Raw genomic sequence first — 26,039 nt, forward strand, 5'->3', positions numbered from 1 at the left:
CTTTGCGAGGGTCAGGCCGCGGCCTTGACCTTCAGGCGCCAGGCGTGCAGCAGCGGCTCGGTGTAGCCGCTGGGCTGCTCCTTGCCCTTGAACACCAGGTCCAGCGCGGCGAGGTAGGCCTTGCTGGTCTTGAAGTGGCCGGCCATCTTCTTGTACAGCGGATCGCCGGCGTTCTGGCCGTCCACCACGGAGGCCATGCGCTCGAAGGTGTCGCGCACCTGCTTCTCGCTCACGATGCCGTGGTGCAGCCAGTTGGCGATGTGCTGGCTGGAGATGCGCAGCGTCGCGCGGTCTTCCATCAGGCCCACGTTGTGGATGTCGGGCACCTTGGAGCAGCCCACGCCCTGGTCCACCCAGCGCACCACGTAACCCAGGATGCCCTGCACGTTGTTGTCCAGCTCCTGCTGCTTCTCGGCCGCGCTCCAGTTCGGGTTGCTGCTCACGGGCACCGTCAGCAGGCCGGTCAGCAGGTTGTCGCGTTCGGCGTTGGCGTCGATCTTCTCCAGTTCCTTCTGCACGTCCGACACCAGCACCTGGTGGTAGTGCAGCGCGTGCAGCGTGGCGCCGGTGGGGCTGGGCACCCAGGCGGTGTTGGCGCCGGCCTTGGGGTGGGCGATCTTCTGGCGCAGCATCTCGGCCATCAGGTCGGGCATGGCCCACATGCCCTTGCCGATCTGCGCCTTGCCGCGCAGGCCGCACGAGAGGCCCACGATCACGTTGTTCTTCTCGTAGCTCTGGATCCAGGCGCTGGCCTTCATGTCGCCCTTGCGCACCATGGGGCCGGCCAGCATGGCGGTGTGCATCTCGTCGCCGGTGCGGTCCAGGAAGCCGGTGTTGATGAAGGCCACGCGGCTCGCGGCCGCGCCGATGCAGGCCTTGAGGTTGATGGAGGTGCGGCGCTCCTCGTCCATGATGCCCAGCTTGACCGTGCTGTCCTTGAGGCCCAGCACCTTTTCCACGCGGCCGAACAGCTCGGCGGCGAACTCGACTTCGCGCGGGCCGTGCATCTTGGGCTTGACGATGTAGACCGAGCCTTTGCGCGAGTTGCGGATCGCGTCCTTCTTCGTGCGCTTGAGGTCGTGCAGGGCGATGGTGGTGGTCACCATCGCATCCAGGATGCCTTCGGGGATTTCCTTGTCGTCCGCGCCCCAGAGCACGGCGGGGTTGGTCATCAGGTGGCCCACGTTGCGCACGAACATGAGCGAGCGGCCGTGCAGGCGCACGCCGTTCTTCTTGCCGTTGGGCGCGGTGTACTCGCGGTCGCCGTTGAGGCCGCGCGTGAAGGTCTTGCCCGCCTTGCTGACGGACTCGGTGAGCGTGCCCTGCAGGATGCCCAGCCAGTTGCGGTAGGCCAGCACCTTGTCCTCGGCGTCCACGGCGGCCACGGAGTCTTCCAGGTCCAGGATGGTCGAGAGCGCGGCTTCCACCACCAAGTCGCTCACGCCGGCGGCGTCGCTCTTGCCGATGGCCGTGCTGCGGTCGATCTGGATCTCCAGGTGCAGGCCGTTGTGCGCGAGCAGCACGGCGCTGGGGCTCTTGGCCTCACCCTGGTAGCCCACGAACTGCGACTTGTCGGCCAGCTTGCTGGTGCCGCCGTCGGCCAGCGTCACCACCAGCTCGCCGTCCTTGTTGACGCGGTAGCCGATCGAGCCCACGTGCGAGCCCTTCTTCAGCGGCGCGGTGCGGTCCAGCACGTAACGCGCGTACTCGATGACCTTGGCGCCGCGCTTGGGGTTGTAGCCGCCCTTGGGACCGGCCTTGCCGCAGCCCTTGTCTTCCGAAATCACGTCCGTGCCGTACAGCGCGTCGTACAGCGAGCCCCAGCGCGCGTTGGCCGCGTTGAGCGCGTAGCGCGCGTTCAGGATCGGCACCACCAGCTGCGGGCCGGCCTGCACGGCCAGCTCGTCGTCCACGTTCCTGGTCGTGGCCTTCACGCTCTTGGGTTGCGGCACCAGGTAGCCGATGGTTTCCAGGAACTTGCGGTAGCCCGCCATGTCGCGGATCGGGCCGGGGTTGGCCGCGTGCCAGGTGTCCAGCTCGGTTTGCAGGCGATCGCGCTCGCCCAGCAGGGCGGCGTTCTTGGGTGCCAGGTCCGCCACGATGCCGTCGAAGCCCTGCCAGAAGTCCGCTTCGCTCACGCCGGTGCCGGGCAGCACCTGCTGGTTGATGAAGTTGAACAGTTCGGTGGCGACCTTCAGGCCGTGGATCTGGGTGCGTGCGGTCATGGAAAGCTCCGTCTGGGCGAAAAGTGGGGTGCCCGCACTGGCGCGGGCGTGAGCGAACTGTATTCCATACCCACGTCAGCATTAATTCGATTTTTCGTCACGGATCAGTGACTTGACTGTGGGTAATGGGCCCCGAATGGGCGCATCGTGCCGCTTTGCCTTGATCGGATGAATTCTTTTGGTTGAAGAATTTCTGCATTTCGATCCTGATTCGAGCTGCCTCATTCCTTGTTTGTAATTCTTTGGGTCTAAATCTCTAGATTCCGGGTTCTTCCGAAATTCGGCGCGCAACACCGTGTGCGTGTCCGTTAAGAGGCCACCGGTGGCTCACAAGGCGCTCGCTGGTGGCATGTGTTGAACCCATCTCAAATCTCAAAAATGACACTCTTGAAAAAGACGGCGGTCGCCCTGGCCGCTTTCGGTGCCCTGACCGGGGTCGCCCACGCCCAATCCAACGTCACGCTGTATGGCCTGGTGGACCTCTATGTGGGGAAGAACACCACCAAGACCACGGTGGCCGGCGTCAGCACCCGCACCGGCCCAGGCACGAGCCTGACGAGCGGCGGCCTGAACGGCAGCCGTTGGGGCCTGCGGGGAACGGAAGACCTGGGGGGTGGCCTGAAGGCCACGTTCCAGCTGGAGTCCGGTTTCAACGCCGACACCGGCACCAGCGCCGTGGCCGGCGGTGGCTTCAACCGCACCAGCAAGGTGGGCCTGAGCGGTGGCTTCGGTTCCTTTGAAATGGGCCGTCAATACACGCAGATGTTCCTGCTGATGGACCGGTTCGATGCCCAGGGCACCTCCAGCTTCTCCGCCACCAACGCCATCTTTGGCCCGGCGCCTGCGGGCGCGCTCCCCGGCACGACACCTGCGGCGGTCGGCGCGCTGTCCCCGGCCCTTCGCCGTGACAACATGCTGCAGTACACCACGCCGAACATGGGCGGCTTCACCGGCGCCCTGCAATATGCCTTCGGCGAAAACGGTGGTCCCGGCGTCTCGGCCGGCCGCACGATGGGCCTGTCCGCCCTCTACGAAGGTGGTCCGGTGGCGGTGCAGGGTGTGTATGAGGCCGTCAAGAGTGCCGGTCCGGCCGCCACGACGGCCAAGTCCACCGGCCTGGGCGTGAGCTACGACTTCACCGCGGTGAAGGTGCTGGCCCAGTTCGTCAACCAGAAGAACGGCCTGGCCAACGGCATCAAGGACAGCGGCTTTGTGCTGAGCGTGGCCGTTCCGGTGGGCTCGGCGGGCAGCCTCAACGCGGGCATCGGCAGCGAGAAAACCAAGGCGGTCGCGACCGGCCTGCGCGTCGGCAAGACCTCCTCCGCCAGCGTCGAATACCGCCACGATCTGAGCAAGCGCACCACCGTGTACGCGGGCCTGACGAACGTGAAGTTCGAGAGGGAATCGGCGCCGGTCAGCACGTTGAAGGACCAAACCTACGGCGTGGGCCTGCGTCACCGGTTCTGAGCAAGACAAGGGTCAACACCTGGCCGCAGGGGGCCAGGTGCTGGAATTGCCCACCGCCATCCGGCGGTGGGTTTTTTTTTGTTCTCTTTCCGGTCCGCGTCGATCCGGCACCCGGTGATCAACCGACCCGCCCGTTCAGCTGCCGCGCCGCCGCCAGCACCTTGCCCACGTGCCGCTCATCGAACCGGTGCGCCGGCATCGTGAGCGTGAGGGAGGCGGCGATCGAGCCGTCCGCGTGGAACACCGGTGCCGAAATGCCGGCCACCTCGGCCAGGCGGTCGCCCACGGCGGTCATGAAGCCATCGGTGCGGATGCGCGCCAATACGCGCTTGTCGGCTGGCGTGGGCTTGCGGCTGTCATCGCCCGCGCCGAACGCCGAGAGCACGCGCCCGCCCGTGCCCTGGTGCAGCGGCAGCACGTCGCCTGCGCGGATGTGGTCGCGCACCGGATGGGGCGAATCCACGCGGTAGAGGCACAGCCGCGTCTGGTTCGGCGCCTGGCCCTGGCGCACGTGGTAGGCCGCGCTCTCGCCGGTGGCCGACACCAGCTGGCGCAGCACCGGCATGACGACCCGGTCCAGCGAAAACGAGGCCGCGTAGATGCCGTGCAGCCGCGCCACCTCGCCGCCCAGGGCGTAGCGCCCGTCGTCCAGCCGCTGCAGCAGGTGCGCGTGTTCAAGCGAGGCGAGCAGGCGCAGCGCGGTGCTTTTGTGCAGCTGGGTGCGCTCGGCCAGCTCGGCCAGCGACAACGAGGCGTCGCCCGCGTGGAACGCGCCCAGCAGCGAGAGCGCGCGGTCCACCGCGGCGGTGCCGCCGGTGGCGGCGTTGGCATCGGCCAAGGAAGGGGTCTGCGCTTTTCGGGGCATGAAGGAGGAGGAGGAAGGGGCTTGGTTGACAGGACGGAAGTGATCTGCGATTCTTTTACTAGAAAGAATATCGTTCTATCTTGTAAAACGCAAGCAACCCGGCTTCTTCCATGCAAAACGCCCCCGAAGTCCTCATCAGCGAAGTCGGCCCGCGCGACGGCCTGCAGTCCGTGAAGGCCACCATGCCCACGGCCGACAAGCTGCGCTGGATCGATGCGCTCGTGGCCGCCGGCCTGCGCGAGATCGAGGTCGGCTCCTTCGTGCCCGCCAAGCTGCTGCCGCAGATGGCCGACGTGGTTGACGTGGTGCGCCACGCCCTGCGGCACCAGGGCATCACCGTGATGGCCCTGGTGCCCAACCGGCGCGGGGCCGAGGCCGCGCTGGCCTCGGGCGTGCACAAGATCACCCTGCCGGTGTCGGCGAGCGAGGCGCATTCGCTGGCCAACGTGCGCAAGACGCGCGAGCAGATGGTGGACGAGCTGCGCGAGGTGCACGCGCTGCGCCGCGATACCGCGCCCGGCGTGGCGATGGAGGTGGGCCTGTCCACCGCCTTCGGCTGCACGCTGCAGGGCGTGGTGGACGAAGACGAGGTGATCCGCCTGGCCGTGGCCTGCGTAAAGGCGGGTGTGGACGAGGTGGGCCTGTCCGACACCACCGGCATGGCCAACCCCGCGCAGGTGCGCCGCCTGTTCACGCGCCTGCGCGCCGAGCTGGGCGAGCGCGCGGGCGCGGCCCACATGCACAACACGCGCGGCCTCGGGCTGGCCAACTGCCTGGCCGCGTTCGACGTGGGCGTGCGCACCTTCGACGCCTCGCTCGGCGGCCTCGGCGGTTGCCCCTACGCGCCAGGGGCCTCCGGCAACGTGGTCACCGAAGACCTGGTCTTCATGTTCGAGGCCATGGGCGTGCGCACCGGCATCGATCTTTCGACCCTCATCGCCGCGCGCGATCCCCTGCGCGCCGGCCTGCCCGGTGAGCCGGTGTACGGCATGACGCCCGAAGCCGGCCTGCCCAAGGGCTGGCGCGCCGCCTGAAACTTCTCCACCCCTGCCATGCCAGACACCCAAGACACCCCCCGTCCCTTGCCCTTCGAAGGCATCCGCGTCGTCGAATTCACCCACATGGTCATGGGCCCCACCTGCGGCATGGTGCTGGCCGACCTGGGCGCCGAGGTCATCAAGGTCGAGCCACCCGCCGGCGACAACACGCGCCGCCTGCTCGGCTCGGGCGCGGGCTTCTACCCGCTGTTCAACCGCAACAAGAAAAGCCTGGTGCTGGACCTGCAGTCGCCCGAAGGCCGGGAGGCCGTGCTCAAGCTGATCGCCACCGCCGACGTGGTGAGCGAGAACTTCAAGCCCGGCACCATGAAGAAGCTGGGGCTCGATCACGCCAGCCTGAAGAAGCTCAACCCGCGCCTCATCTATGTGAGCCACAAGGGCTTCCTGCCCGGCCCGTACGACCACCGCACCGCGCTCGACGAGGTGGTGCAGATGATGGGTGGCCTGGCCTACATGACCGGCCGCCCCGGCGACCCGCTGCGCGCGGGTTCCTCGGTGAACGACATCATGGGTGGCCTGTTCGGCGCCATCGGCGTGATGGCCGCGCTCAGCGCGCGCGAGAAAACCGGCGAAGGCTGCGAGGTGCAGAGCTCGCTGTTCGAGAACAACGTCTTCCTCGTCGCGCAGCACATGATGCAGTTCGCCGTCACCGGCAAGGCCGCCGCGCCCATGCCCGACCGCATCTCCTCCTGGGGCATCTACGACGTCTTCCAGGTGAAGGACGGCGAGCAGATCTTCCTCGCCGTGGTGAGCGACACGCAGTGGGCCATCTTCTGCGACGCCTTCGGCTACCAGGACCTGCAGGCCGACCCGCGCCTGCAAGGCAACAACAACCGCGTGCGCAACCGCGACTGGCTCATTCCCCTGCTGCGCGAACGCCTGGCCCTGCAGAGCGCGGCCGATCTCGCCGCGCTGTTCGAGCGCCACGGCCTGCCGTTCGCGCCCATCACCAAACCCCACGAACTGCTGGACGACCCCCACCTCTGCGCCACGGGCGGGCTCGCGCCCATCACCCTGCCCGATGGCGAGCGCGCCGGCCAGGCCGCGCAGACCGTGTTGCTGCCGCTGGCGCTCGACGGCGAACGCCTGGGCGTGCGCCGCAGCCCGCCGAAACTCGGTGAACACAGCGCCGAGCTGCTGGCCGAGCTGGGCTACGGCGCGGAGGACGCGGCGCAACTGAGCCGCACGGTCGTCAAAGCCGCCTGAAAAGTCATCAATCAACCCAAAGTTGTCATTGATTCGCTCCTGCAGGTGGGGTAATCTGCCCGGGTGGACAAACTCAAGCAACTCGAAACCTTCGTGGCAGTCGCCACGCGCGGCAGCCTCACCGCCGCCGCCAAAGCCGAGGGCGTGGCCCCGGCCATCATCGGGCGCCGGCTCGACGCCCTCGAAGCCCGGCTCGGCGTGAAGCTCATGGTGCGCACCACGCGGCGCATCACCCTCACCCACGAAGGCAGCGCCTTCCTGGAAGACTGCCAGCGCCTGCTGGTGGACATGGCCAACGCCGAGGCCAGCGTGAGCGCCGGCGGCGTCAAGGCCAGCGGCCACCTGCGCATCACCGCGCCGGCCGGTTTCGGCCGCCGCCATGTGGCGCCGCTGGTGCCGCGCTTTCGCGAACTGCACCCCGAGGTCACCATCTCGCTGAACCTGAGCGACCGCGTGGTCGATGTGGCCGGCGAGGCCTACGACTGCGCCGTGCGCGTGGGCGATCTGCCGGACTCCTCCCTGGTCAGCGTGCGACTGGCCGACAACCGCCGCCTGTGCGTGGCCACGCCGCGTTACCTGCAGCAGCACGGCCGCCCGCAGGTGCCGGCCGACCTGGTGCGCTTCGACTGCCTCACGCTCTCCAGCGACGCCTCGCAGACCCGGGGCTGGGCCTTCACCGTGCCGGCGCCAGGGGGTCTGGGCGACGTGGAGATCGTGCACCTGCGCCCCAACGGCCCGCTGGACTGCACCGACGGCCAGGTGCTGCGCGAATGGTGCCTGGCCGGTTATGGCATCGCCTGGCGCAGCACCTGGGAGGTGGAGGCCGACATCGCCGCCGGTCGGCTGGAAAGCGTGCTCGACGACTTCGCCGCGCCGCCCAATGGCATCTTCGTGCTGTTCCCGCAACGCAAGCACCTCGCGCTGCGCGTGCGCCTGTGGATCGACTTCCTCAAGCACGAGTACGCGCGGCCCGACTTCTGGAAAACCTGAACCCCTCACACCCATGACCACCAAGCTCCTCGGCCTCTCCGGCAGCCTGCGCCAGCTGTCCTTCAACACCTCGCTGCTGCGCGCGGCGGTTCCGCTGGCGGGCGACGCCGCACAGCTCGACGCCGCCACGCTGCACGGCATCCCGCTCTACGACGGCGACCTGGAGCAGCGCGAGGGCACGCCGGCGGCCGTGCGCGAACTCAAGGAAAAGATCCTCGCCAGCGACGGCCTGCTGCTCGTCACGCCCGAGTACAACAACGGCATTCCCGGCGTGTTCAAGAATGCGGTGGACTGGCTCTCGCGGCCCACGCCCGGCCTGCCCGACGTGTTCCGCGACCGGCCCGTGGCCGTCATCGGCGCCTCGCCCGGGGGCTTCGGCACCATCCTGTCGCAAGCCCACTGGCTGCCGGTGTTGCGCACCCTGGGCACCCACACCTGGCAGGGCGGGCGGCTCATGGTTTCGCGCGCGTCGTCCGTGTTCGGCCCCGACGGCGCGCTGCTGGACGACAAGGTGCGCCAGCAGCTCGGCGAATTCGTGCAGGGCTTCGCGGCCTTCGTCGCGGCCGCGAAACAGCCCTGAAGGGGCGATGGCGGTTCAGCCGGGGATGTCCGGCTCCACCAAGTGTGCCAGCTGGGCCAGCGACTCCTGCCAGCCCAGGTAGCACATCTCCAGCGGGATCACGTCGGGGATGCCCTCCTGCACCACGTGGAGCTCGGTGCCGCAGGACACGGCCTTCAGCTGTACGTCCACCGTGATGAGTCCGGGCAGGTTGGGGTCGTCGAACTGGTCGGTGTAGCGCAGGCGCTGATGGGGCACGAGTTCCACGTACTCGCCGCCGAACGAATGGGCGTGGCCGGTCGAGAAATTGCGGAAAGACATGCGGAACGTGCCACCCACCCTGGCGTCCAGGTGCTCCACCTTGCAGAGAAAACCGTAGGGCGGCAGCCAGCGGGCGAGGGCATCGGCGTCGAGGAAGGCGCGGTAGACCTTCTCGGGCGGGGCCTTGAGGACGCGATGGAGGCGAACGGCGCGGGAAGAGGAAGTGCTCATGGTGAGGGTCCTTTCTGGTGAGGGTCGAGGGACATGGGCAGGGCCGGGCTTGTGCGCCCGGCTCCTCATGCTCGACGATCGAGGTGACGCCGTTTCGACAAGGCGGTGGGGTTTCGAGGCGGTTTCAGCCGCCCCGTCCCCTCTTTCTGCTCATGAATCGATCGTGGGCTTCATTCAACAGGTCTCCCGCCGAGTTGTCGGTAGGTTCACTGACGTCGCTGTCGGTATCGTCGGGAATGAAAGCCGAAAGCACGTTCAGGAGGCGTGTTCTGCGCAGCGCGGTGGCCAGCTCCGGAGCCGTCGAACCCTGATGGTTCTCTTGTTCCCAATCGATGTCTGCGGCGAGTGTGTTCAGGAAGTCGTCCAGGCCGTCGGCCCAGGCACCGCCTTGCATGGTGCGATTCGTCAGGTGCAGTGCCAGGTGGTGCAGCACCGTGTTGCCCTGTTGATCGACCTCGTTGACCCGATGCGGTTGGAGCGATGGCGCCAAGGCATTGAAGGCGCCCGGGTCCGCTTGCCTCGTCGCGAACATGAGCAGCGTTTCCCCGTTCGCGGTTCGCGTGGCGGCATGGACATGGTGCTGCTCCACCAGGAACCGCAATTCCTCGTGATCGCCTTCGGTGATGGCGTGTTGTGCGGCCTGAGCGGGTGTGAAAGGCCGGATGTGGGGGGCCTGGAGGCCCGCTGGCTGGAGATGGTTGATCATCAGTTGTCGGTTGCTGTGCAAGATGGAAGAAGGGCCCAGGACGGGCCCAGAACCACAGTGAGTCAAGGCCGAAGGTGGTTCGCCCATGCCGCTAAATCGCGGGGCAGACCTGCGGCATAGGCGCGGCGCGCGAGCAGCCAAATCCCGCCTATGCGGCCTTGGGCCGGCGCACCGCGCGCACCTTCCCGCTCGGCCCGCCGCCGCAATAGAACAGGTCCGCGCCATCGGATTCGAGGCCGCTCACGCCGAGGCCGGCGGGCATGTCGAGGCGTTCGAGCACCTTGCCACTCTGCGGGTCGATGCGGCGGATGTCGCTCTCGTCGCCCTCCCAGGTGCCGTGCCAGAGTTCGCCATCGACCCAGGTGACACCGGTGACGAAGCGGTTGGATTCGATGGTGCGCCGGATCGCGCCGGTGGCCGGGTCGATCTGGTGGATCTTGCGGTCGCGGTACTGGCCGACCCACAGGCTGCCTTCGGCCCAGGTGAGCCCGGAGTCGGCGCCGCCGCCGGGCGCGGGGATGGAGGCGAGCACGGTGCCGGAGGCGGGGTCGATCTTGTCGATGCGCGCCTCGGCGATCTGGTACAGGTGCTTGCCGTCGAAGGCGGTGCCGGCATCACCCGCGCGTTTCAGCGTGCGGGTGACCTCGCCGCTGGCGGGGTCGAAGGCGACGATGCCTTCGTCGGTGGCGGCCCACACGCGCTGGCCGTCGTGGGTGACGCCGTGCACGCGCTCGGAGCCGAGGAAGGGACCGTACTCGCGCACGACTTCGGCGGTGCGCGCGGTGGGGGTGGTCTGACGGGTCATGGTGAATCTCCTTGTGGCAGCACCGGGTGTCGGCGCTTGAGGGTCACTCTATTCAATCGGCAGCGAAGCAGGGAGTAACAAGATCGTCGCGAATCCGGCCAGCGGCGGCGCCAGCCAGCGCCGCGCGCGCGCCAGGCCGATGGCGCGCACGCGGCCCCCGGCCTCCAGCTCGGCGAGCGCGCGCTGCACGGTGCGCTGGCTCGCGCCCAGCGCGAGCGCGAGGGCCGAGGTGGACCAGGCCGCGCCGTCGGCCAGCAGCGCCAGCAGCGAGGCCTGTTCGCCGTCGATGGGCGGCGCGAGCAGCACGAGGGAGCGCCCGCCCGAGGGTCGCAGCGCGAAGCCGCGCGCGGTGGCCTCGATGCCCGCGAGGGGTTTGACGAGCGCGCGCAGGCGGCCGATCTCGACGCGCAGGCGCGCGCGGTGCGTCTCGTCCGGGCGGCGGGTGCGGAACGCCTCGGCGATCAGGGCCTCGCGCTCCACGTCGCCCGGCCAGGCCTGGGCGAGCGCGCGCGCCAGCGCGAACAGCACGGGCCGGCGCGCGAGCGATTGCCACGCGGCGCCCGTGCCCAGGCCGCGGCGGCAGGCGTCCACCACCAGCGCGTCGGAGGCCAGCAGGGCCGCCACGTCGGCCAGCCGCAGCGCCTGCTCGCTGCCGTTGCCCAGGCGGCGCGCGGCCGGTTGGTTCAGCGTGGCCTGGGCTTGTGCGACTTCGGCCTGCAAGGCGGGCACGCCGGCCCGTGTGGCCGCATCGCGTGCGCGGGCCAGGGCCGCGCGCCCGGCCTCCACGCGCAGCGAGCGCAGCGCGAGCTCGGCCGCGACCAGCTCGGCCACCGCCGCGAGCGCGGGTGGCAGGCGGGTGGTGTCGATGGCCGCGAGCACGGCTTCGGTCTCGGTCAGGCGGCCGAGCAGCAGCAGGCGGCGCGCCGCGATCACGCGGGCCTGGCGCGCGTTGGCGTGGTCGGCGTGGGCTTCCAGGGTGGCCGCGGCGGCGGCCAGCGGGCGCGTGGAGCCACCGAGGTCGCGCATGGCCAGCGCCACCTCGGCCTCGGCCACCACGCAGCGGGCGCGCGCCAGGGTTTCGTGCGCGCCGAAGCCCCGGCCGGCGCGCCGCAGCAGGTCGCGTGCGCGCGGATGTTCCCCGAGCTGGGCCATGGCGATGCCGCGCAAGGCCAGGGCCGGCGGGTCGTCGCGCAAGGCCACGCGCTTGAGCGCGCCCAGCGCGTCGCCCGCGGCCAGGGCGCGCGCGGCGGCGGTGATGAGGGAATCCATGCCGACAGGCTACCCCAGCCGGCGCAGGGGGGGCGCCTCGCCTTGGTCAGCGGCTGGCGCGCGCGGGCGCCACGGCGGCGCCCTGGATCTGGTGCCGTTGCAGGCCCTGGGCCACGAAGCCGCTGGCCTTCATCTCTTCGATGAACCCGCTGAGCCAGGCTTGCGCCGCCGTGCGGCCCTTGGGCACGCCCATGGCCTGCTCGATCACCATGAAGCGCCCGGGCAGCAGGCGCACGCCGCCCACGCGCTGCGCGTCCGCCTCCAGCTGCTGCTTCACGCCGGCGGCCACGTCCAGCTTTTCGGCGAGGAACAGGTCGGTCACGGCAGGCGAGGTGGGCGCGCGCACCAGGGTGGCGGCCTTGATCTCGCGCGTGAGGAACAGGTCGTACGCGCTGCCGCGCCCGACGACCACGCGCGTGCCGGCGCGGTCCACGTCCTCGTTGCGGCGCAGCGGCGAGTCGTTGCGCACGAGGTAGGCGCCTTCGATGACCACGTAGGGCGCGGTGTACTCCATGTCGGCCGCGCGGACCGGGTCGATGGCGACGAAGGCGAGGTCCACCTGCCGCGCCTTGACCGCCTCCACCACGTTGCCGGCCGAGTTGAACAGCACCAGTTCGATGGGCACGCCCAGGCGTCGTGCGGCCTCGCGCGCGAGATCGACCGACACGCCCTGCGGCTCGCCCGAGGCGCTGCGCGTGGCCAGGATGGGGTTGCCGAAATTGATCGCGGCGCGCAGCTTGCCGGTGGACGAGAGTTCGGCGATCGCGGCGGCCGGCGGGGGCGTCGAGGCGGGTCCGGGCGCGGCGCAGCCGGCGAGCGCCAGGGCGCTGGCGGCGCACAGGGTGCGGCGAAAGCGGTCCATGTCAGTCCACCTTCACGTTGGCGGTCTTGACCAGGTTGACCCAGAACTTGCCGTCCTCCACCAGGAAGCTGGCGAACTGCTCGGGCGAGCCGGAGAGCGAGACCTCGGTGCCTTCGCGCTCCAGCGCGGCCTTCACCGAGGGCTGCTGCATGGCGGTGCGCACCGCGTCGTGGATGGTCTTCACGGTGGCCGGCGGCGTGCCCACGGGCGCGAACATGCCGTACCAGAACTCCAGGTTGTATTCGGGCAGGCCGGCCTCGCGCATGCCGGGCATGTCGGGCACCAGCGGCGAGCGTTCGCGCGTGCTGACGGCGATGGCGCGCAGCTTGCCCGCATTGGCCTGGGGCAGCACCGAGGGCGAGGTGCCGAAGGTGAGCTGCGTCTCGCCGGCCATCACCGAGGTGATGGCGAAGGAGCCGCCCCGGTAGGGGACGTGCGTCATCTCGGTGTTCGTCAGCAGGCTGAAGAGCGCGGCGCCCAGGTGCGGCGCCGAGCCGTTGCCCGAGGTCGAGTAGTTGAGCTTGCCGGGGTCCTTCTTCGCGGCCGCGATCAGGTCGGGCACGGAGCGGATGCTGCTGCTGGGGTTGACCGCCAGCACCAGCGGCGAGGTGGTCATCTTGCCCACGGGCAGCAGGTCGCTGGGCTTGTAGGTCAGCTTGGGGTTGAGCGCGGGGTTGACCGAGATGGCGCTGGGGCTGGCGATCAGCAGCGTGTAGCCGTCGGGCGCGGCCTTGGCCACGATGTCGGCCGCGATGCTGGAGCCGTTGCCGGGCTTGTTGTCGATCAGCACGGTCTGGCCCAGGGCCTTGCTGAAGGACTCGCTCATGGCGCGCGCCACGTAGTCGGCCGCGCCGCCCGGCGCGAAGCCGATCACGATGCGGATGGGCTTGTTCGGGTAGGGCGCGGGCTGCGCCCAGCCGAGGGAGGCCAGGGTGCCCAGCGCGAGCGCCAGGACGAATTGCTTGCGGTGCTTCACGGGGTTGTCTCCTCTTGCGGGTGGTGGTTCAGCTCGCGTCCGCCGGCATGCGCAGGACGATTTTTCCGATGTGCGCGCCGGCTTCCATGCGCGCCTTGGCTTGTTCGAGTTGCGAGAAGTCCATCACCCGGTCGATGTGCGGCTGGATGCGGCCGGCAGCGATGAGGGGCATGACCTCGGCCACGAAACGCGGCAGCGCGGCCGCCCGCTGTTCCTTGGTGCGCAATTTGTTGGAGACGCCGAACAGCACGAGGCGTTTGGCGTGCAGGGCTTCGAGGTCGATCTCGGCGCGCACCACGCCATCCACATAGCCCACGGTGGCCAGGCGCCCTTCGAACGCGAGCGCGCGCAGGCTTTCGGCGAACACCGTGCCGCCCACGGTGTTGATGACCAGGTTCACGCCCTGCTGGTCCGTGGCCTTGAGCACGGCGGGCGCGAAGTCGGCCGCGCGGGTGTGCAGCGCCACGTCCAGGCCCAGCGGCTGCAGCGCCGCGAGCTTGTCGGTCGAGCCCGAGGTGCCGATGACCCGCGCGCCCAGGGCCTTGGCCAGCTGCAGCGAGGCCACGCCCACGCCGGAGGACACGCCGTTGATCAGCAGCCACTCGCCCGCCTGCAGCCGGCCTTGCAGCACCAGCATGTCGAACGCGACCAGGAAGGTGAGCGGCACGGCGGCGGCCTGTTCCCAGCCGAGCGCCGCCGGCACGGGCATGGCTTCGATCTCTTCCATCAGCGCGCACTCGGAGAAGGCGCCCGGGCAGCGGCCCATCACGCGGTCGCCGGGTCGGAAGGTGGTGACCTCGGCGCCGACGGCGATCACCTCGCCCGCGCCTTCGCCGCCGATGGCTTTCCAGGTGCCGGGCGCGCCGTGCAGGCCGTGGCCGAGCAGGAACTCGCCGCGGTTCAGCGCCGCCGCGCGCATGCGCACCAGCAGCTGCCGCGCGCCGGGCGTGGGCACCGGCGTCTCGCGCAAGGCGAGCTCGGTGGCGGTGTCGGTCATCTGCATCCAGTAGGCCTGCATGGTGGGGGTTTCCTGGTGTGGCTCAGCGGCCGGTGAACACGGGTTTGCGCTTCTGCATGAAGGCCGTGCGGCCTTCGGTGTAGTCGGCGCTTTCGAAGCAGCCGCGGATGAGCGAGGCGCACAGCGCGCTGTCGAGTTCGGGCGAAGGCTTGAGGATTTCGCGCGTGATCGCCTTGCCGGCCATCACGGTCAGTGGCGCGTTCTCGGCGATGCTGCCCGCGTACTCCGCCAGCAGCGCGGGCAGGGCCTCGGGCTCGCCGATGCGCGAGACCAGGCCGAGCGATTTCGCTTCGGCGGCGTCGATGCGGCGGGCGGTGAAGAACAGGTCCTTCGCCGCGCCGGGGCCGATCAGGTCCACCAGGTTTTTCATGGCGGAGTAGCGGTAGCCCAGGCCCAGGCGCGCGGCCGGGATGGAGAACACCGAGTCGCTGGCGGCGATGCGGATGTCGCAGCTGATCGCCACGTTCACGCCGCCGCCGATGCAGTAACCCCGGATGCAGGCCAGCGTGGGCTTGGGGAAGTCGTGGATGCCCATCAGCGTGGTCTCGGCCATCTTCTCGTAGTAGGCGACGGCCTCGCGCGCGGCGCGCATGTCCTCGAACTGCGTGATGTCCGCGCCCGAGACGAAGGCCTTGTCTCCCGCGCCGGAGAACACGACCAGGCGCACGCGGTCGTCGTCCCTGGCCAGGGCCAGCAGCGGCGGCACGGCCTCCCACATGTCGACCGAGAGCGCGTTGTGGCGCGCCGGGTTGTTGAAGCGGATGTGCAGCGTGCGCCCGTCCAGCCAGGTCTGCACGCGCTCGGTGGGGGAGGTGTAGGTGGGATCGGTCATCAATAGACTCCGGCGGCTTTCATGCGGGCGAGGTCCTCGGGCCCGAGGCCGAGTTCGGCCAGGACTTCTTCGGTGTGTTCGCCCCGGCGCGGCGCGGCGCGCGCGATGGTGCTGGGCGTGCGCTCCAGTTGCATGGGCTGGCCCACCAGGCGCTGCGGGCCCTGCCACTTCGACACCACGTCCTTGATCATCCCGAGGTGCTGCACCTGCGGTTCTTCCAGCGCTTCCTGCATGTTGCTGATCAGGCCGCAGGCCACGCCGCCGTCGTTGAGCTGTGCGATCCAGTGGCTGCGGTCGTGTTCGGCCAGGCGGCGGTTGATCTCGGCGTTGAGCGTGTCGCGGTTCACCGAGCGCGAGGGCTTGTCGTGGTAACGCTCGTCGGTGATCCATTCGGGCGCGCCGAGGATGTGGCAGAAGCGTTCCCAGATCTTGGAGCCGAACACCGCGATGTTCATGTAGCCGTCGCGCGCCTTGTAGACGCCGGTGGGGATGCTGGTGGGGTGGAAGTTGCCGGCCTGCGTGGCGACCTCGCCGTCGATCAGGTAGCGCGAGGTCTGGAAGTCCAGCATGTAGACCATGGACTCCAGCAGCGAGGTGTGCAGGAACTGGCCTTTCCCTGAGGCTTCGCGCTCCAGCAGCGCGACCAGGATGCCCTGCGCGGCGAAGATGCCGGCGCACAGGTCGGCGATGGGTATGCCCACGCGCATCGGGCCGTCGCCCGGCGTGCCGGTGACGGACATCAGGCCGCCCATGCCCTGCGCGATCTGGTCGAAGCCGGGGCGCGAGGCGAGCGGGCCGGTCTGGCCAAAACCCGAGATGCTGGCGTAGACCAGGCCCGGGTTGCTCGCGGCCAGCGAGGCGTAGTCGATGCCCAGGCGGAACTTCACGTCGGGCCGGAAGTTCTCGACCACCACGTCCGCGCCGTCGATCAGGCGCTTGAGCGTGGCGATGCCTTCGTCCGTCTTGAGGTTGAGCGTGATGGATCGCTTGTTGCGGTGCGTGTACTGGTAGTCGGAGCCGTCCTGGCCGCCGAGCGTGTCGTCGCCGCGCATGCTGTCGGGCATCTGCACCTGGACCACGTCGGCGCCCCAGTCGGCGAGCTGGCGGCAGGCCGTGGGGCCGGCGCGCACCTGGGTCAGGTCGATGACGCGAAAGCGCTGCAGGGCGGTGGAGGCGGGCAGGTGGGGCATGGCGCGCCTCCGGTCACTGCGGGCGGCACAGCGCGGTGAGCGTGCGCACGTCCGGCAGCGAGGCCAGCGAGGCGCAGGCAGCCGTGATGTCGCGCGCCTTCGCCCCGCCCAGCACGGGCACCACCAGGGCCTGGAATTTCGCTTCCAGCTGTGCGTCCGACAGCGGGTTGCGCAGCGAGCCGATGGCGTCCTCCACGCGCACTTCCACGCGCCGGCCGTCGAGCAGCACGGCCGTCACATGCACCGCCGCTTCGGCGATGCTGTCGTCCACCGTGGCCTGCACCTTGTCGCGCAGGGCCACCACCCGCGGGTCGGTGACGACCGCGTCGGAGAACTCTTCCTCGCCCGCGCGCCCGTGGATCAGGCCCACCGCGCAACCGTGGTACACGCTGAACTTGCCCTGCAGGCCGTCCTTCGGCGCCTTCTTGCCGGTGAGTTCCAGCACCAGCGAGTGCACGCGCAGCTCGATGTGCTTCACCTGATCCGGTGTCACGCCCTGCTCGCGCAGTTGCACGCAGGCGTCGATGCTGGGGTGGATGACGATGCCGCAGGCGAAGGGCTTGTAGGTGTTGAAGGAGATCTCGAAGCGCTCGCCGAGTTCGTCCGTCGCTTCGTTCCAGGCGCGCTTGTCCGAGGCCACCTGCACGAAGCCGCGCGGTGCCTCGAGCGCGCGCGGGCTGGCGGTGAAGCCCTGGCTGGCCAGCAGGGCCGACATGAGGCCGGCGCGCGCCGCGCCGCCGGGGTGGAAGGGCTTGGTCATGGTGCCGAACTGCTCGCGCAGGCCGACCGGTTGCGAGGCCGCGATGCCGATGGCCATGGCGGTCTGCGCCTCGTCCAGCCCGAGCAGGCGCGCGCAGCCGGCCGCCGCGCCCAGCATGCCGGTGGAGCCGGTGATGTGCCAGCCGCGGTCGTAGTGGTCGGGGTACATCACGTTGCCGATGCGGCAGGCCACGTCGATGCCCAGCACCAGGGCATCGAGCACCTCGCGCCCGCTGCTGCCCCGGTGCTCGGCCAGGGCCAGCACGGCCGAGGCCACCGGGCCGGCGGGGTGGATGATGGTCTTCAGGTGCGTGTCGTCGAAGTCGAAGGTGTGCGAGGTGATGCCGTTGATCAGCGCCGCGCTGGCCATGTCCACCTGCTCGCGGCGGCCGAGCACGCTGGCCTGGGGCGCGGGCTGCAGCAGCTGCACGGCGGCCACAGCGGCGTCCGCCGCCTCGTGTTGCGCCGCGCCGATGGCGCAGCCCAGCCAGTTGTAGAAGGTGCGGTGGGCCTCGCGCTCCACGGCCTCGCTCCAGCCGCGCGAGGGGTGGCGGGCGACGAAGCGGGCGAGCAGGGTGGTGATGGGCGGGGCCGTGAGGTCGGCGGGGACTTGGGTGTTGCGGGTCACGGGTTCGGGCTGCTGAGGTTGGAGAAGAGAACGAAAGAGCGGGCGCCGGGTGTCACTCGTCCAGGCGGATGTTTCGGGCCTTGGCGAGCGCGGTCCAGCGCGTGACGTCGGCCTTGATGTACTGGCCGAACTGCTCGGGCGTCATGGGCCACGGCTCCACCGCTTCGCCCGCGAGCTTCTCGGCCAGCTCGGGCGCCTTGAGCACGGCGACCTGGGTTTCGTTGAGGCGGCGCACGATGTCGGGTGGCATGCCGGCCGGGCCGACCACGCCGTACCACTGCATGGCGTCGAAACCTTTGAAACCGACCTCTTCCATGGTCGGCACGTCTTTCAGTTGCGGGCTGCGCTGCTTGCCGGTCACGGCGAGCGCGCGCATGCGGCCCGAGCGCAGGTGGGGCAGGGCCGCGGCCAGGCCGGGGAAGACGGCCTGGGTCTGGCCGCCGAGCAGGTCGTTCATGGCCGGCGCGACGCCGCGGTAGGGGATGTGCAGCAGGAACATGCCCGTCTCCTGCTTGAGCAGCTCCATCGTGAGGTGGGTGAGCGAGCCCTGGCCGGCCGAGCCGTAGCTGAGCTTGCCCGGCTGGCGCTTCACGTAGTCGATGAATTCCTTGATGTCCTTGACCGGCACGCTGCTGTTGACCACCAGCACGTTGGGCGTGGCGCCGATCATGCCGATGGGGGTGAAGTCGGTGACGGCGTCGTAGCTGACGCGGCGCGTGGCGGGCGTGGTGCCGTGGGTGGCGACGTAGCCCTGCAGCAGGGTGTAGCCGTCGGCCGGCGCGCGCGCGGTGAGCTGGCAGGCCACCACGCCGCCGCCGCCGCTCTGGTTGTCCACGACGAAGTTCTGGTTGAGCAGCTTGCCCCAGCGCTCGGTGACCACGCGGGCGATCATGTCGCTGCCGCCGCCGGCCGCCACCGGGACGATGTAGCGCATGGAGCGCGCGGGGTAGGCCTGTTGGGCCATGGCGAGCTGCGGCAGGGCCAGGGTGGCCCCCGCTGCCTGCAAGAGGTGGCGGCGTTTCATGTGGCTTGTCTCCTTCGTTGTGGGCGCATGTTGACAGTGGGACAACCTGCTGTAAATTGCATCTTTCTGAGGTCTTGATGCATTGCTTGCAAGAATGAAAGGCACCCCATGGGCACGCTCAAACCCACGCTGGCGGACCTGCGCGCCTTCGTCACCGTGGGCGAACTGCAGAGCTTCGCGGCCGCCGCCAAGGCCCTGCATCTCTCGCAGCCGGCGCTCTCGCGCCGCATCTCGCACCTGGAGGGGCTGCTGGACGTGCGCCTGTTCGACCGCACCACGCGCAGCGTGGAACTCACGCAGCTGGGCCAGCGCTTTCTGGGCCAGGTGCGCAGCGTCATCACCGACCTGGACCGCTCGGTGGTCGACCTGCACGACGTGGCCCACATCGAGGCTGGCGACGTCACGGTGGGCTGCGTGTTTTCCGCGGTGCACCATTTCCTGCCTGGCGTGATCCGCAGTTTTCGCGAGCAGCACCCGCACGTGCTGGTGCGCATCATCGAAGAGGGGGCCGACGAGGTGCTGGCCAGCGTGAAGAGCGGCGAAGCGGACTTCGCGCTCAACTACACCGGCATGCAGGACCCGGAGGTGGCGTTCACACCCTTGCTGAAGGAGCGTTTCGTGCTGGCCTGCCCGGTCGGGCACCCGCTGGCCAAGCGCCGCTCGGTGCGCTGGGAGGAGATCGTGGACTACCCCTACGCGCTGGTGTCGCACGCCAGCCGCAACCGCGTGCTGATCGACCAGGCGCTGGCCGAGGTGACGCCGCTGCCCCGGCCGGTGTGCGAGTTCCGCCACATCTCCACGCTGATTGGCTTCGTGGACAACGGCCTGGGCGTGGCCATCGTGCCGCAACTCACGCTGCCGCACCAGCCGGCCTCGGTCGTGGGCGTGCCGCTGGAGCACCCGGTCATCAGCCGCACCATCGGTCTGACGCAGCGCACCGGGCGCAGCCTCTCGCCGGCGGCGGCGGCCTTCGCGCGCCTGCTCACGCAGGCCAGCCGCGCCACGACGCGGCGTGGGCTTCGGCGTTCAGGCGTGGTCTGACGCGCTGGCCGCTTCAACGCGAGCGGCTGTCCGGGTGGCGCCTCTCAGACCAGCAGGCCGTGGCCTTCAACGTCCGGATCGCCCGGCCCATCCGAACCGCTGCGGAACGAATGGTCGGACTCGAGGTCGCTGCTGGCCGAGGTGTCCACGCCCGGGACTTCGTAGGTCGCCAGGAAGCCGAGAAGGTTGTCTTTGTGCACCGTTTCGGCCAGCTCGACCGCCGTGAGGCCTCGGATGTTGTGGCGTTCCCAGTCGAAGAACAGGTGGAACTCGTGGAAGAAGTCTTCCAGCAGGTTCGCGAGCACCGGTTGGTCCGAGGGTTCGTCAAACCAGGCATCTGGCAGGTGCATCGCCATGTCGTGCAGCACCGTGTTGCCCTGGTCATCGTGGTGCATCAGTTCGGGTTCGATCGACCGGATCGCCACGTCGGCGAGCAGCAGGTACAGGGCGTTGGCGTTGCGGTGCCTCACGGTCTCCATCAGCAGGGTGACGCCCTGGGCATTCCGCGTATTCAGGTTGACGTTCTGTTGGGCCAGCTGCCACATGAGTTGGGGCAGGTCGTGGTTGGCGATGGCCTGGCGCGCCAGATCGCCGGGATCGACGGCTGCCTGTGGACGAAGGCCGGTACCAAAGATGGAGTGCACGGGGGGCTCACTTTCGCTTCAAAAAGGATGAAGCAGAAGCAGTGGGCGCGGTCCCGCGCTCGGTTCAGCTCCAAGCGGAAGGGAGATCGCCGCGCCGGTCGCGCAGCTGCGAGTGCTGCCGCGCTTCGGACAGCGCGCCGCGCGCGAGGGTGGCGAAGCGCAGGGTTTCCTCGCGCCCACCCTGGTCCATCACGGCGCCGTCCGGCGCGCAGACCGTGCTCAGGCCGCCGTAGGTAGTGCGGCCTTCCTGGCCGCAGGCGTTGGCGTAGGCCACGAACACGCGGTTCTCCAGCGCGCGCGCGGGCAGCAGCACGCGCTGCACCTCGTCGAAGTCGATCATGTTCGCGGTCGGCACGAGCACCGCGTCGGCGCCCTGCAGCGCGAGGCCGCGCGCGGGTTCGGGGAACTCGATGTCGTAGCAGATCAGCAGGCCGAGCCGCCAGCCTTGCCAGGCGAACACGGCGGGCGCCTGCGGGCCGGGGCTGAACTGCGCGCGGTCGATGTCGCCGAACAGGTGGGTCTTGCGGTAGTTCGCGAGGCGCTGGCCGTCGGCGTCGATGAACTGCACCGCGTTCCAGGGCTTGCCGTCGGCGTTCTGCTCGGGGTAGCCGTAGACGATGGCGATGCCATGGCGCTGCGCGATGGCGGCCACGGCCTGCGCGAGCGCGCCGTCGGCCGGCTCGGCCAGGGCCGCCACGCCGGCCGCGCCGATCTGGTAACCGGTGAGCGACATCTCGGGGCACAGCAGCAGCCCGGCGCCCTGGTCGCGCGCCTGCGCGGCGGTGGCGTCGAGCAGCACCAGGGCCTGGGACGGGTTGCCCGCGTAGGGGCATTGCCAGAGGGCGAGGGTGAGGATGTCGTTCATGTCAGGTGTGAACATGCCCTAGTCCGGCAGGGCCATGGGCCCGAGTTCGGCGAACACGTCGCCCGGCCCGGGGTTGGCCGCGTGCGTGTGGCCGCCCAGGTGCTTGACGATGCCCCACACCGCGTTCAGCGAGGTCTGCACCGCGCCCTCGACCCAGGCGGGCGTGAAGGACACGTCGTCGCCCGCGAGGAAGATGCCGCGCTCGGTGGCCGCGAAGCCGTCCTGCATGAAGTGGCTGTACATGCGGTGGTTGTAACGGTAGTGGCCGGGCAGCGCGCCCTTGAAGGCGCCGAGGAAGTGCGGGTCGGCCTCCCAGGAGACGCTGATCGGGTCGCCGATGATGTGGCTGGCGATGTCCACGTCAGGGTAGATCTTCTGCAGGGCCTGCAGCGCGAGCTGCACGCGCTTCTGGGTGCCGTGCGGCAGCATCTTGAGCGCGTCGCCCATCCAGGCGTAGCTCAGGCAGATCACGCCGGGCTGGTCGGGCCCGTTGTCGAACAGGTAGGTGCCGCGCGTGAGGCGGTCGGTGAGGGTCATGCCCATCAAAGGCCAACCGTTGGCCCGCAGGTCGTTCCAGAACGGGCGGTCAACCATCACGAAGGTCTTGGACGACTGCATGTAGCGCGTGCGGTCCAGCGCCATCCAGTGCTTCTGCGAGAACAGCGCCTCTTCCACCGCGATCTGCGTGGTCAGCAGCCAGCTCTGGCAGGTGGTGAGCACGGCCGGGTAGCTGCGCGTGTTGCCCCAGGTGTCGGTGACGGCGAGTTCGTTGCTCGCCGCGCGCGCGATGGCCGTGACGCCGGGGCGCGGCGCGCCGTGGTGCAGGCTGGCCAGGGTGGTGCCGGCGGGCCAGTGGCGCAGCTCGTTTTCGGCGGGCGCGTGGTGCCACAGGCCCAGCGGCACCTGCTGCACGCCACCCACGATGAGGTGCTGGTTCTCGTCGCAGCCGGTGAGCACCACGCGCAGGATCTCGAGCATGGAGTTGGGGAAGTCGGAGTCCCAGCCGCCGGTGCCGAAGCCGACCTGGCCGAACACCTCGCGGTGCTGGAACGGCAGGCGCGAGAAGGCTTTGGAGGTGGCGACGAAGTCGTAGAAGGTGCGGTCGTCCCACAGGGGCACGAGGCGGTCCCACAAGGCCTTGAGCTTCACCGCGTCGCGCTCGCGCAGCGCCTGCTGCAGGCCGGTGAAGCCGGCGCCTTCCTCCAGCGCCTGGGCCCAGGCCTCGGCGACCTCGCCGAACAGCGGCGGCAGGTCGGCCAGGGTGCGGCCCCAGTGGGTCTGGCCTTCGAGGTCGATCACGGTGCAGCCGGCGGCGGGCGTGAGCGGGTTGGGGAAGGGCTGGGTCTTGAGGCCGAGCCGGTTCACGTAGTGGAAGAAGGCGGTGCTCGATGCGGGAAAGCGCATGCCCCCGAGCTCGGCGATCGCGCCCTGGCCACCTTCGAAGGCCTGCGAGCGCAGCCGCCCGCCCATGCGCGAGGCCTCGTAGACCACGGGCTTCAAGCCCAGCTTCATCAGCTCGTAGGCCGCCACCATGCCAGCCATGCCGGCGCCGACGATGGCCACTTCCTGCCCCAGGCGCTCGGCGGGCAGTTCGCCCAGGCCTTGCGGGTGGGCGATCCAGTCGTCGAAGGCGAACGGGAAGTCGGGTCCGAACAGGGTCACGGGTGCATCGGCGCTGCGTTGGGGGGTGGACATGGTGGAACCTCCGAGGTCAGAACAGGCTGGTCAACAACCAGGCGGCCGTGCCCCACATCATCAACGCAACCAGGCCATCCAGCACGCGCCACACGTGCAGGGAGTTGAGCCGGCGGCCGAGCCAGAAGGCGGCCGCGCCCAGCGCGATGAACCAGACCAGCGAGCCGGTGGCCGCGCCCAGGCCGAAGACGGCGCTGCCCTGGCCGTAGGCGAGCGAGGCGGTGCCGATCAGCACGGCGGTGTCGAGCCAGGCGTGCGGGTTCAGGAAGGAGAAGGCCAGGGCGGAGAGCACGGCCTGGCGCGGCGACACCGGCTCGGCGATGAGGCCGCCGTCGGCGCTGAAGGGCGTGGCGCGCGGGCGCAGGAAACGCTGGAAGGCCTGCCAGCCGTAGACGCCGAGGAACAGCACGCCCGCGCCGATCATCGCGCCGAGCAGCTTGTCCGACAGGCCGCCGAGCTGGGCCAGGCCCAGCACGCCCAGGCCGATGAGCACCACGTCGGCCAGCGCGCACGTGATCACGGTGAGCCACAGGTGCTGGCGCTGCAGGCCCATGCGCAGCACGTGGGCGTTCTGCGGGCCGATCGCCATGATCAGCGACATGCTCAGCACCATGCCGGCGGTGAAGGTGGGAAAGGCGAGGGTCATGCGAACTCTGGAAACCAAAACGGGTGAATGGCCGGCAGTGTGCGCGCAAAACCGCTTCATTTAAATCAAGTTAACTTAAACTCATATCGATTGAAAATAACTTGAGTGAATGATGCTGGACGCCCGCCAACTCGACGCCCTGGCCGCCGTGGTCGAACACGGCGGCTTCGGCCCGGCCGCGCAGGCCCTCTCGCTCACGCTGGCGGCGGTGTCGCTGCGCATCAAGTCGCTGGAGGACACGCTGGGCCAGCGCCTGCTGGTGCGTGGCAAGCAGGTGCGCGCCACCCCGGCCGGGCAGGCGCTGCTGGCCCATGTGAAGCAGGTGCGGCTGATGGAGGCCGACCTGCTCGACGGCCTGCAGGGCGGGGCGCCGGCCCCGGGCGGCGTGCGCTGGCAGAGCCTGTCGGTGGCGATCAACGCCGACTCCGTGGCGGGCTGGTTCCTGCCCGGCGTGGCCCCGCTGCTGCGGCGCCACCACCTGCTGCTGGACATCATGATCGACGACCAGGACCACACGCACAGCGCGCTCAAGAGCGGCGACGTGATGGGCTGCGTGACCGCGTTGTCCACGGCCATGCGCGGCTGCGTGGCCGAGCCGCTGGGCGTGATGCGCTACCACTGCGTGGCCGCGCCGGCCGTGGTGCAGCGCTGCCGCACGCCCAAGGGCGCGGTCTCGGTGCACAAGCTGCTGGCGCAGCCGGCCATCATCTTCAACCGCAAGGACGCGCTGCAGGACGCCTTTCTGGAACAGCACTTCGGCCTGCGCCAGCCGCGCTACCCGCGCCATTTCGCGCCGGCGGTGGAGGCCTTCGAGACCGCGATCGAGCTCGGCCTGGGCTGGGGCATGGTGCCCGAGCAGCACCTGCAGAACCGCCCGGCGTTGCAGGAAATCCTGCCCGGCGCCACGGTGGACGTGTCGCTGTACTGGCAGCATTGGGCGCACGAATCGCTGTCGGCGCAGCGACTGACCGAAGCGGTGAAGGCGGCGGCGCGCGCGCACCTGGCGGCGCCGGTCTGAGCGCCCGGGCGGCGGTGGCGCTCAGGCGGGGGTGAGGGTCGGCGGTTCGAAGGCGCGCACGGGTGCCGCCTCGCCGTGCCAGAGCGCCACGTCCACGAGCGCGGTCATGGCGCTGCTGCCCTGGGCCAGGCGCGAGGTGCCGAGGTCGATCGTGAGCACGTTCGGGTTGCCGTGGCGCTCCGGCTCGCCGCCGTCGCTGTCGAACCAGGCGCCGGTGGAGATCACGACCACGCCCGGCATCACGGCCTCGTCCAGCGTGGCGCCGCCCAGGCAGGTGCCGCGGGCGTTGAACACGCGCACCAGGTCACCGTCGGCGATGCCGCGCGTGCGGGCGTCGTCCGGGTTCAGTCGAACGCGCTGGCGCTCGCGCAGCTTCTGCTCGCGCGAGACGACCCCGGCATCGAGCTGCGAATGCAGCTTGTCGGCCGGTTGCGAACTGATCAGGTGCAACGGCCACTGGCGCGCGCTGTCCGCGCCCAGCCATTCGGCGGGGGCGAGCCAGCTCGGGTGGGGCGGGCAGTCCGCGTAGCCGAAGCCCGCGATGGCGCTCGAATGCAGCTCGATGCGGCCCGACGGTGTGCCCAGGGGCGCGGCCTGCGGGTCCTGGCGGAAGGCTTCGAACAGCACCATCTCGCGCTCGGGCTCGGGCAGCTCGGCCACACCTTCTTCCCAGAACCGGTCGAAATCGGGCAGCGGGAAGCCGGCCGCGCGCCAGTTGTCGGCGGTGCTGTCGTAGAGGGCGCGCACCCAGGCGGCCTCGTCGCGGCCCTCGGTGAACGCGGCCTCGTGCCCGGCGCGCGCCGCCAGGTCGCGGTAGATGTCGAAGTCGTTGCGGCTCTGGCCCACCGGCGCGATCGCCTGCTTCATCGCCAGCAGGTAACGGTCGCGCGAAGAGCCCCCGACGTCGTTGCGCTCCAGCGTGGTGGTGGCCGGCAGCACGATGTCGGCACGGCGCGCGGTGGGCGTCCACCAGCTGTCGTGCACGACGATGGTCTCGGGCTTCTGCCAGGCGCGCAGCAGGCGGTTCAGGTCCTGGTGGTGGTGGAACGGGTTGCCGCCGGCCCAGTAGACCAGCTCGATGTCGGGGTAGGTGCCGGTGCGCCCGTTGAAGGCGTAGCTCTCGCCGGGCTGCAGCAGCATGTCGGCCATCCGCGCCACCGGGATGCTGCGGCCGATGGGGTTGGGGCCGGCCGAGAGCC

The 26,039-nt window shown here is 69.8% G+C and carries 25 protein-coding genes; 7 read left to right on the forward strand and 18 right to left on the reverse strand.

The genetic code is table 11. From position 1 onward, the window contains the following. Nucleotides 1-11: 11 nt before the first annotated feature. Complete coding sequence (locus AC3WPZ_RS06935) at nucleotides 12-2,225, reverse strand: malate synthase G (RefSeq protein ID WP_492438776.1); 2,214 nt, start codon at nucleotides 2,223-2,225, stop codon at nucleotides 12-14. A 378-nt stretch (nucleotides 2,226-2,603) separates the two neighbouring features. Here AC3WPZ_RS06935 and AC3WPZ_RS06940 point away from each other — a divergent pair, with 378 nt between their 5' ends. Beyond that, the gene (locus AC3WPZ_RS06940) at nucleotides 2,604-3,692 is read left to right on the forward strand and encodes a porin (RefSeq protein WP_492438778.1); all 1,089 of its coding nucleotides are present in this window, start codon (nucleotides 2,604-2,606) and stop codon (nucleotides 3,690-3,692) included. 118 nt (nucleotides 3,693-3,810) lie between these two features. Here the strand turns inward: AC3WPZ_RS06940 and AC3WPZ_RS06945 are convergent, their stop codons facing one another. Next, nucleotides 3,811-4,557 (reverse strand): IclR family transcriptional regulator, encoded by a 747-nt coding sequence (locus tag AC3WPZ_RS06945; RefSeq protein WP_382322898.1) that lies wholly within the window; start codon nucleotides 4,555-4,557, stop codon nucleotides 3,811-3,813. A gap of 110 nt (nucleotides 4,558-4,667) precedes the next feature. Between AC3WPZ_RS06945 and AC3WPZ_RS06950 the strand changes: the two genes are divergently transcribed. From AC3WPZ_RS06950 to AC3WPZ_RS06965, 4 genes are all read left to right on the forward strand, one after another. Then, nucleotides 4,668-5,591, forward strand: coding sequence for a hydroxymethylglutaryl-CoA lyase (locus tag AC3WPZ_RS06950; RefSeq protein ID WP_382162840.1), 924 nt, complete (start codon nucleotides 4,668-4,670; stop codon nucleotides 5,589-5,591). An 18-nt stretch (nucleotides 5,592-5,609) separates the two neighbouring features. Next, complete coding sequence (locus AC3WPZ_RS06955) at nucleotides 5,610-6,821, forward strand: CaiB/BaiF CoA transferase family protein (RefSeq protein WP_492438781.1); 1,212 nt, start codon at nucleotides 5,610-5,612, stop codon at nucleotides 6,819-6,821. 63 nt (nucleotides 6,822-6,884) lie between these two features. Next, nucleotides 6,885-7,811 (forward strand): LysR family transcriptional regulator, encoded by a 927-nt coding sequence (locus AC3WPZ_RS06960; RefSeq protein ID WP_492438783.1) that lies wholly within the window; start codon nucleotides 6,885-6,887, stop codon nucleotides 7,809-7,811. A 13-nt stretch (nucleotides 7,812-7,824) separates the two neighbouring features. Continuing rightward, nucleotides 7,825-8,391 (forward strand): NADPH-dependent FMN reductase, encoded by a 567-nt coding sequence (locus AC3WPZ_RS06965; protein ID WP_492438785.1) that lies wholly within the window; start codon nucleotides 7,825-7,827, stop codon nucleotides 8,389-8,391. A gap of 15 nt (nucleotides 8,392-8,406) precedes the next feature. Here AC3WPZ_RS06965 and AC3WPZ_RS06970 read toward each other — a convergent pair whose 3' ends face one another. The 11 genes from AC3WPZ_RS06970 to AC3WPZ_RS07020 form a co-directional block, all read right to left on the reverse strand. Next, nucleotides 8,407-8,862, reverse strand: a complete 456-nt coding sequence (locus AC3WPZ_RS06970; protein WP_492438787.1) for an SRPBCC family protein — start codon at nucleotides 8,860-8,862, stop codon at nucleotides 8,407-8,409. 124 nt (nucleotides 8,863-8,986) lie between these two features. Beyond that, nucleotides 8,987-9,568 carry a hypothetical protein gene (locus AC3WPZ_RS06975; RefSeq protein ID WP_492435344.1) on the reverse strand — a complete coding sequence of 194 codons (582 nt, stop codon included), beginning with the start codon at nucleotides 9,566-9,568 and terminating at the stop codon, nucleotides 8,987-8,989. A 148-nt stretch (nucleotides 9,569-9,716) separates the two neighbouring features. After that, nucleotides 9,717-10,373, reverse strand: coding sequence for a Vgb family protein (locus AC3WPZ_RS06980; RefSeq protein WP_382322903.1), 657 nt, complete (start codon nucleotides 10,371-10,373; stop codon nucleotides 9,717-9,719). Between the two features lie 48 nt (nucleotides 10,374-10,421). Beyond that, nucleotides 10,422-11,642 carry a helix-turn-helix domain-containing protein gene (locus AC3WPZ_RS06985; RefSeq protein WP_492438789.1) on the reverse strand — a complete coding sequence of 407 codons (1,221 nt, stop codon included), beginning with the start codon at nucleotides 11,640-11,642 and terminating at the stop codon, nucleotides 10,422-10,424. Between the two features lie 46 nt (nucleotides 11,643-11,688). After that, nucleotides 11,689-12,504 carry an ABC transporter substrate-binding protein gene (locus tag AC3WPZ_RS06990; RefSeq protein ID WP_492438791.1) on the reverse strand — a complete coding sequence of 272 codons (816 nt, stop codon included), beginning with the start codon at nucleotides 12,502-12,504 and terminating at the stop codon, nucleotides 11,689-11,691. Between the two features lies 1 nt (nucleotide 12,505). Beyond that, on the reverse strand, nucleotides 12,506-13,480 hold the full coding sequence (locus tag AC3WPZ_RS06995) for a Bug family tripartite tricarboxylate transporter substrate binding protein (protein WP_382322906.1): 975 nt from the start codon (nucleotides 13,478-13,480) through the stop codon (nucleotides 12,506-12,508). Between the two features lie 28 nt (nucleotides 13,481-13,508). Then, complete coding sequence (locus tag AC3WPZ_RS07000) at nucleotides 13,509-14,498, reverse strand: quinone oxidoreductase family protein (RefSeq protein WP_492438793.1); 990 nt, start codon at nucleotides 14,496-14,498, stop codon at nucleotides 13,509-13,511. A gap of 22 nt (nucleotides 14,499-14,520) precedes the next feature. Next, the gene (locus AC3WPZ_RS07005; protein WP_492438795.1) at nucleotides 14,521-15,330 is read right to left on the reverse strand and encodes an enoyl-CoA hydratase; all 810 of its coding nucleotides are present in this window, start codon (nucleotides 15,328-15,330) and stop codon (nucleotides 14,521-14,523) included. After that, nucleotides 15,330-16,520 (reverse strand): CaiB/BaiF CoA transferase family protein, encoded by a 1,191-nt coding sequence (locus AC3WPZ_RS07010; RefSeq protein WP_492438797.1) that lies wholly within the window; start codon nucleotides 16,518-16,520, stop codon nucleotides 15,330-15,332. Before AC3WPZ_RS07010 ends, AC3WPZ_RS07005 begins: the two co-directional genes overlap by 1 nt. Nucleotides 16,521-16,533: 13 nt before the next feature. Continuing rightward, a complete protein-coding gene (locus AC3WPZ_RS07015) occupies nucleotides 16,534-17,907 on the reverse strand; it encodes an MmgE/PrpD family protein (protein ID WP_492438799.1) in 1,374 nt (457 codons plus the stop codon). A gap of 52 nt (nucleotides 17,908-17,959) precedes the next feature. Beyond that, nucleotides 17,960-18,931, reverse strand: coding sequence for a Bug family tripartite tricarboxylate transporter substrate binding protein (locus tag AC3WPZ_RS07020; protein ID WP_382162800.1), 972 nt, complete (start codon nucleotides 18,929-18,931; stop codon nucleotides 17,960-17,962). Nucleotides 18,932-19,039: 108 nt separating this feature from the next. Here AC3WPZ_RS07020 and AC3WPZ_RS07025 point away from each other — a divergent pair, with 108 nt between their 5' ends. Beyond that, a complete protein-coding gene (locus AC3WPZ_RS07025) occupies nucleotides 19,040-19,972 on the forward strand; it encodes a LysR family transcriptional regulator (RefSeq protein ID WP_492438801.1) in 933 nt (310 codons plus the stop codon). Between the two features lie 44 nt (nucleotides 19,973-20,016). On the opposite strand, the gene AC3WPZ_RS07030 is transcribed toward AC3WPZ_RS07025, so the two are convergent. The 4 genes from AC3WPZ_RS07030 to AC3WPZ_RS07045 all read right to left on the reverse strand — a co-directional run bounded on the left by AC3WPZ_RS07030 (nucleotide 20,017) and on the right by AC3WPZ_RS07045 (nucleotide 23,822). Continuing rightward, on the reverse strand, nucleotides 20,017-20,616 hold the full coding sequence (locus AC3WPZ_RS07030; protein WP_382322912.1) for an ankyrin repeat domain-containing protein: 600 nt from the start codon (nucleotides 20,614-20,616) through the stop codon (nucleotides 20,017-20,019). 64 nt (nucleotides 20,617-20,680) lie between these two features. After that, on the reverse strand, nucleotides 20,681-21,496 hold the full coding sequence (locus AC3WPZ_RS07035) for a carbon-nitrogen hydrolase family protein (RefSeq protein ID WP_492438803.1): 816 nt from the start codon (nucleotides 21,494-21,496) through the stop codon (nucleotides 20,681-20,683). 3 nt (nucleotides 21,497-21,499) lie between these two features. Then, on the reverse strand, nucleotides 21,500-23,176 hold the full coding sequence (locus AC3WPZ_RS07040) for a flavin monoamine oxidase family protein (RefSeq protein WP_492438805.1): 1,677 nt from the start codon (nucleotides 23,174-23,176) through the stop codon (nucleotides 21,500-21,502). A gap of 16 nt (nucleotides 23,177-23,192) precedes the next feature. Beyond that, nucleotides 23,193-23,822, reverse strand: coding sequence for a LysE/ArgO family amino acid transporter (locus tag AC3WPZ_RS07045; protein ID WP_492438807.1), 630 nt, complete (start codon nucleotides 23,820-23,822; stop codon nucleotides 23,193-23,195). A gap of 112 nt (nucleotides 23,823-23,934) precedes the next feature. Here AC3WPZ_RS07045 and argP point away from each other — a divergent pair, with 112 nt between their 5' ends. Further along, nucleotides 23,935-24,840, forward strand: coding sequence for an HTH-type transcriptional regulator ArgP (gene argP / locus AC3WPZ_RS07050; protein WP_382163776.1), 906 nt, complete (start codon nucleotides 23,935-23,937; stop codon nucleotides 24,838-24,840). A 21-nt stretch (nucleotides 24,841-24,861) separates the two neighbouring features. Here the strand turns inward: argP and AC3WPZ_RS07055 are convergent. Continuing rightward, nucleotides 24,862-26,039 (reverse strand): molybdopterin dinucleotide binding domain-containing protein (locus AC3WPZ_RS07055; RefSeq protein WP_492438809.1); only part of this gene is annotated, 1,178 nt, incomplete at its 5' end.

Source organism: Hydrogenophaga sp. FW305-3-2-15-A-LB1 (assembly GCF_058787875.1).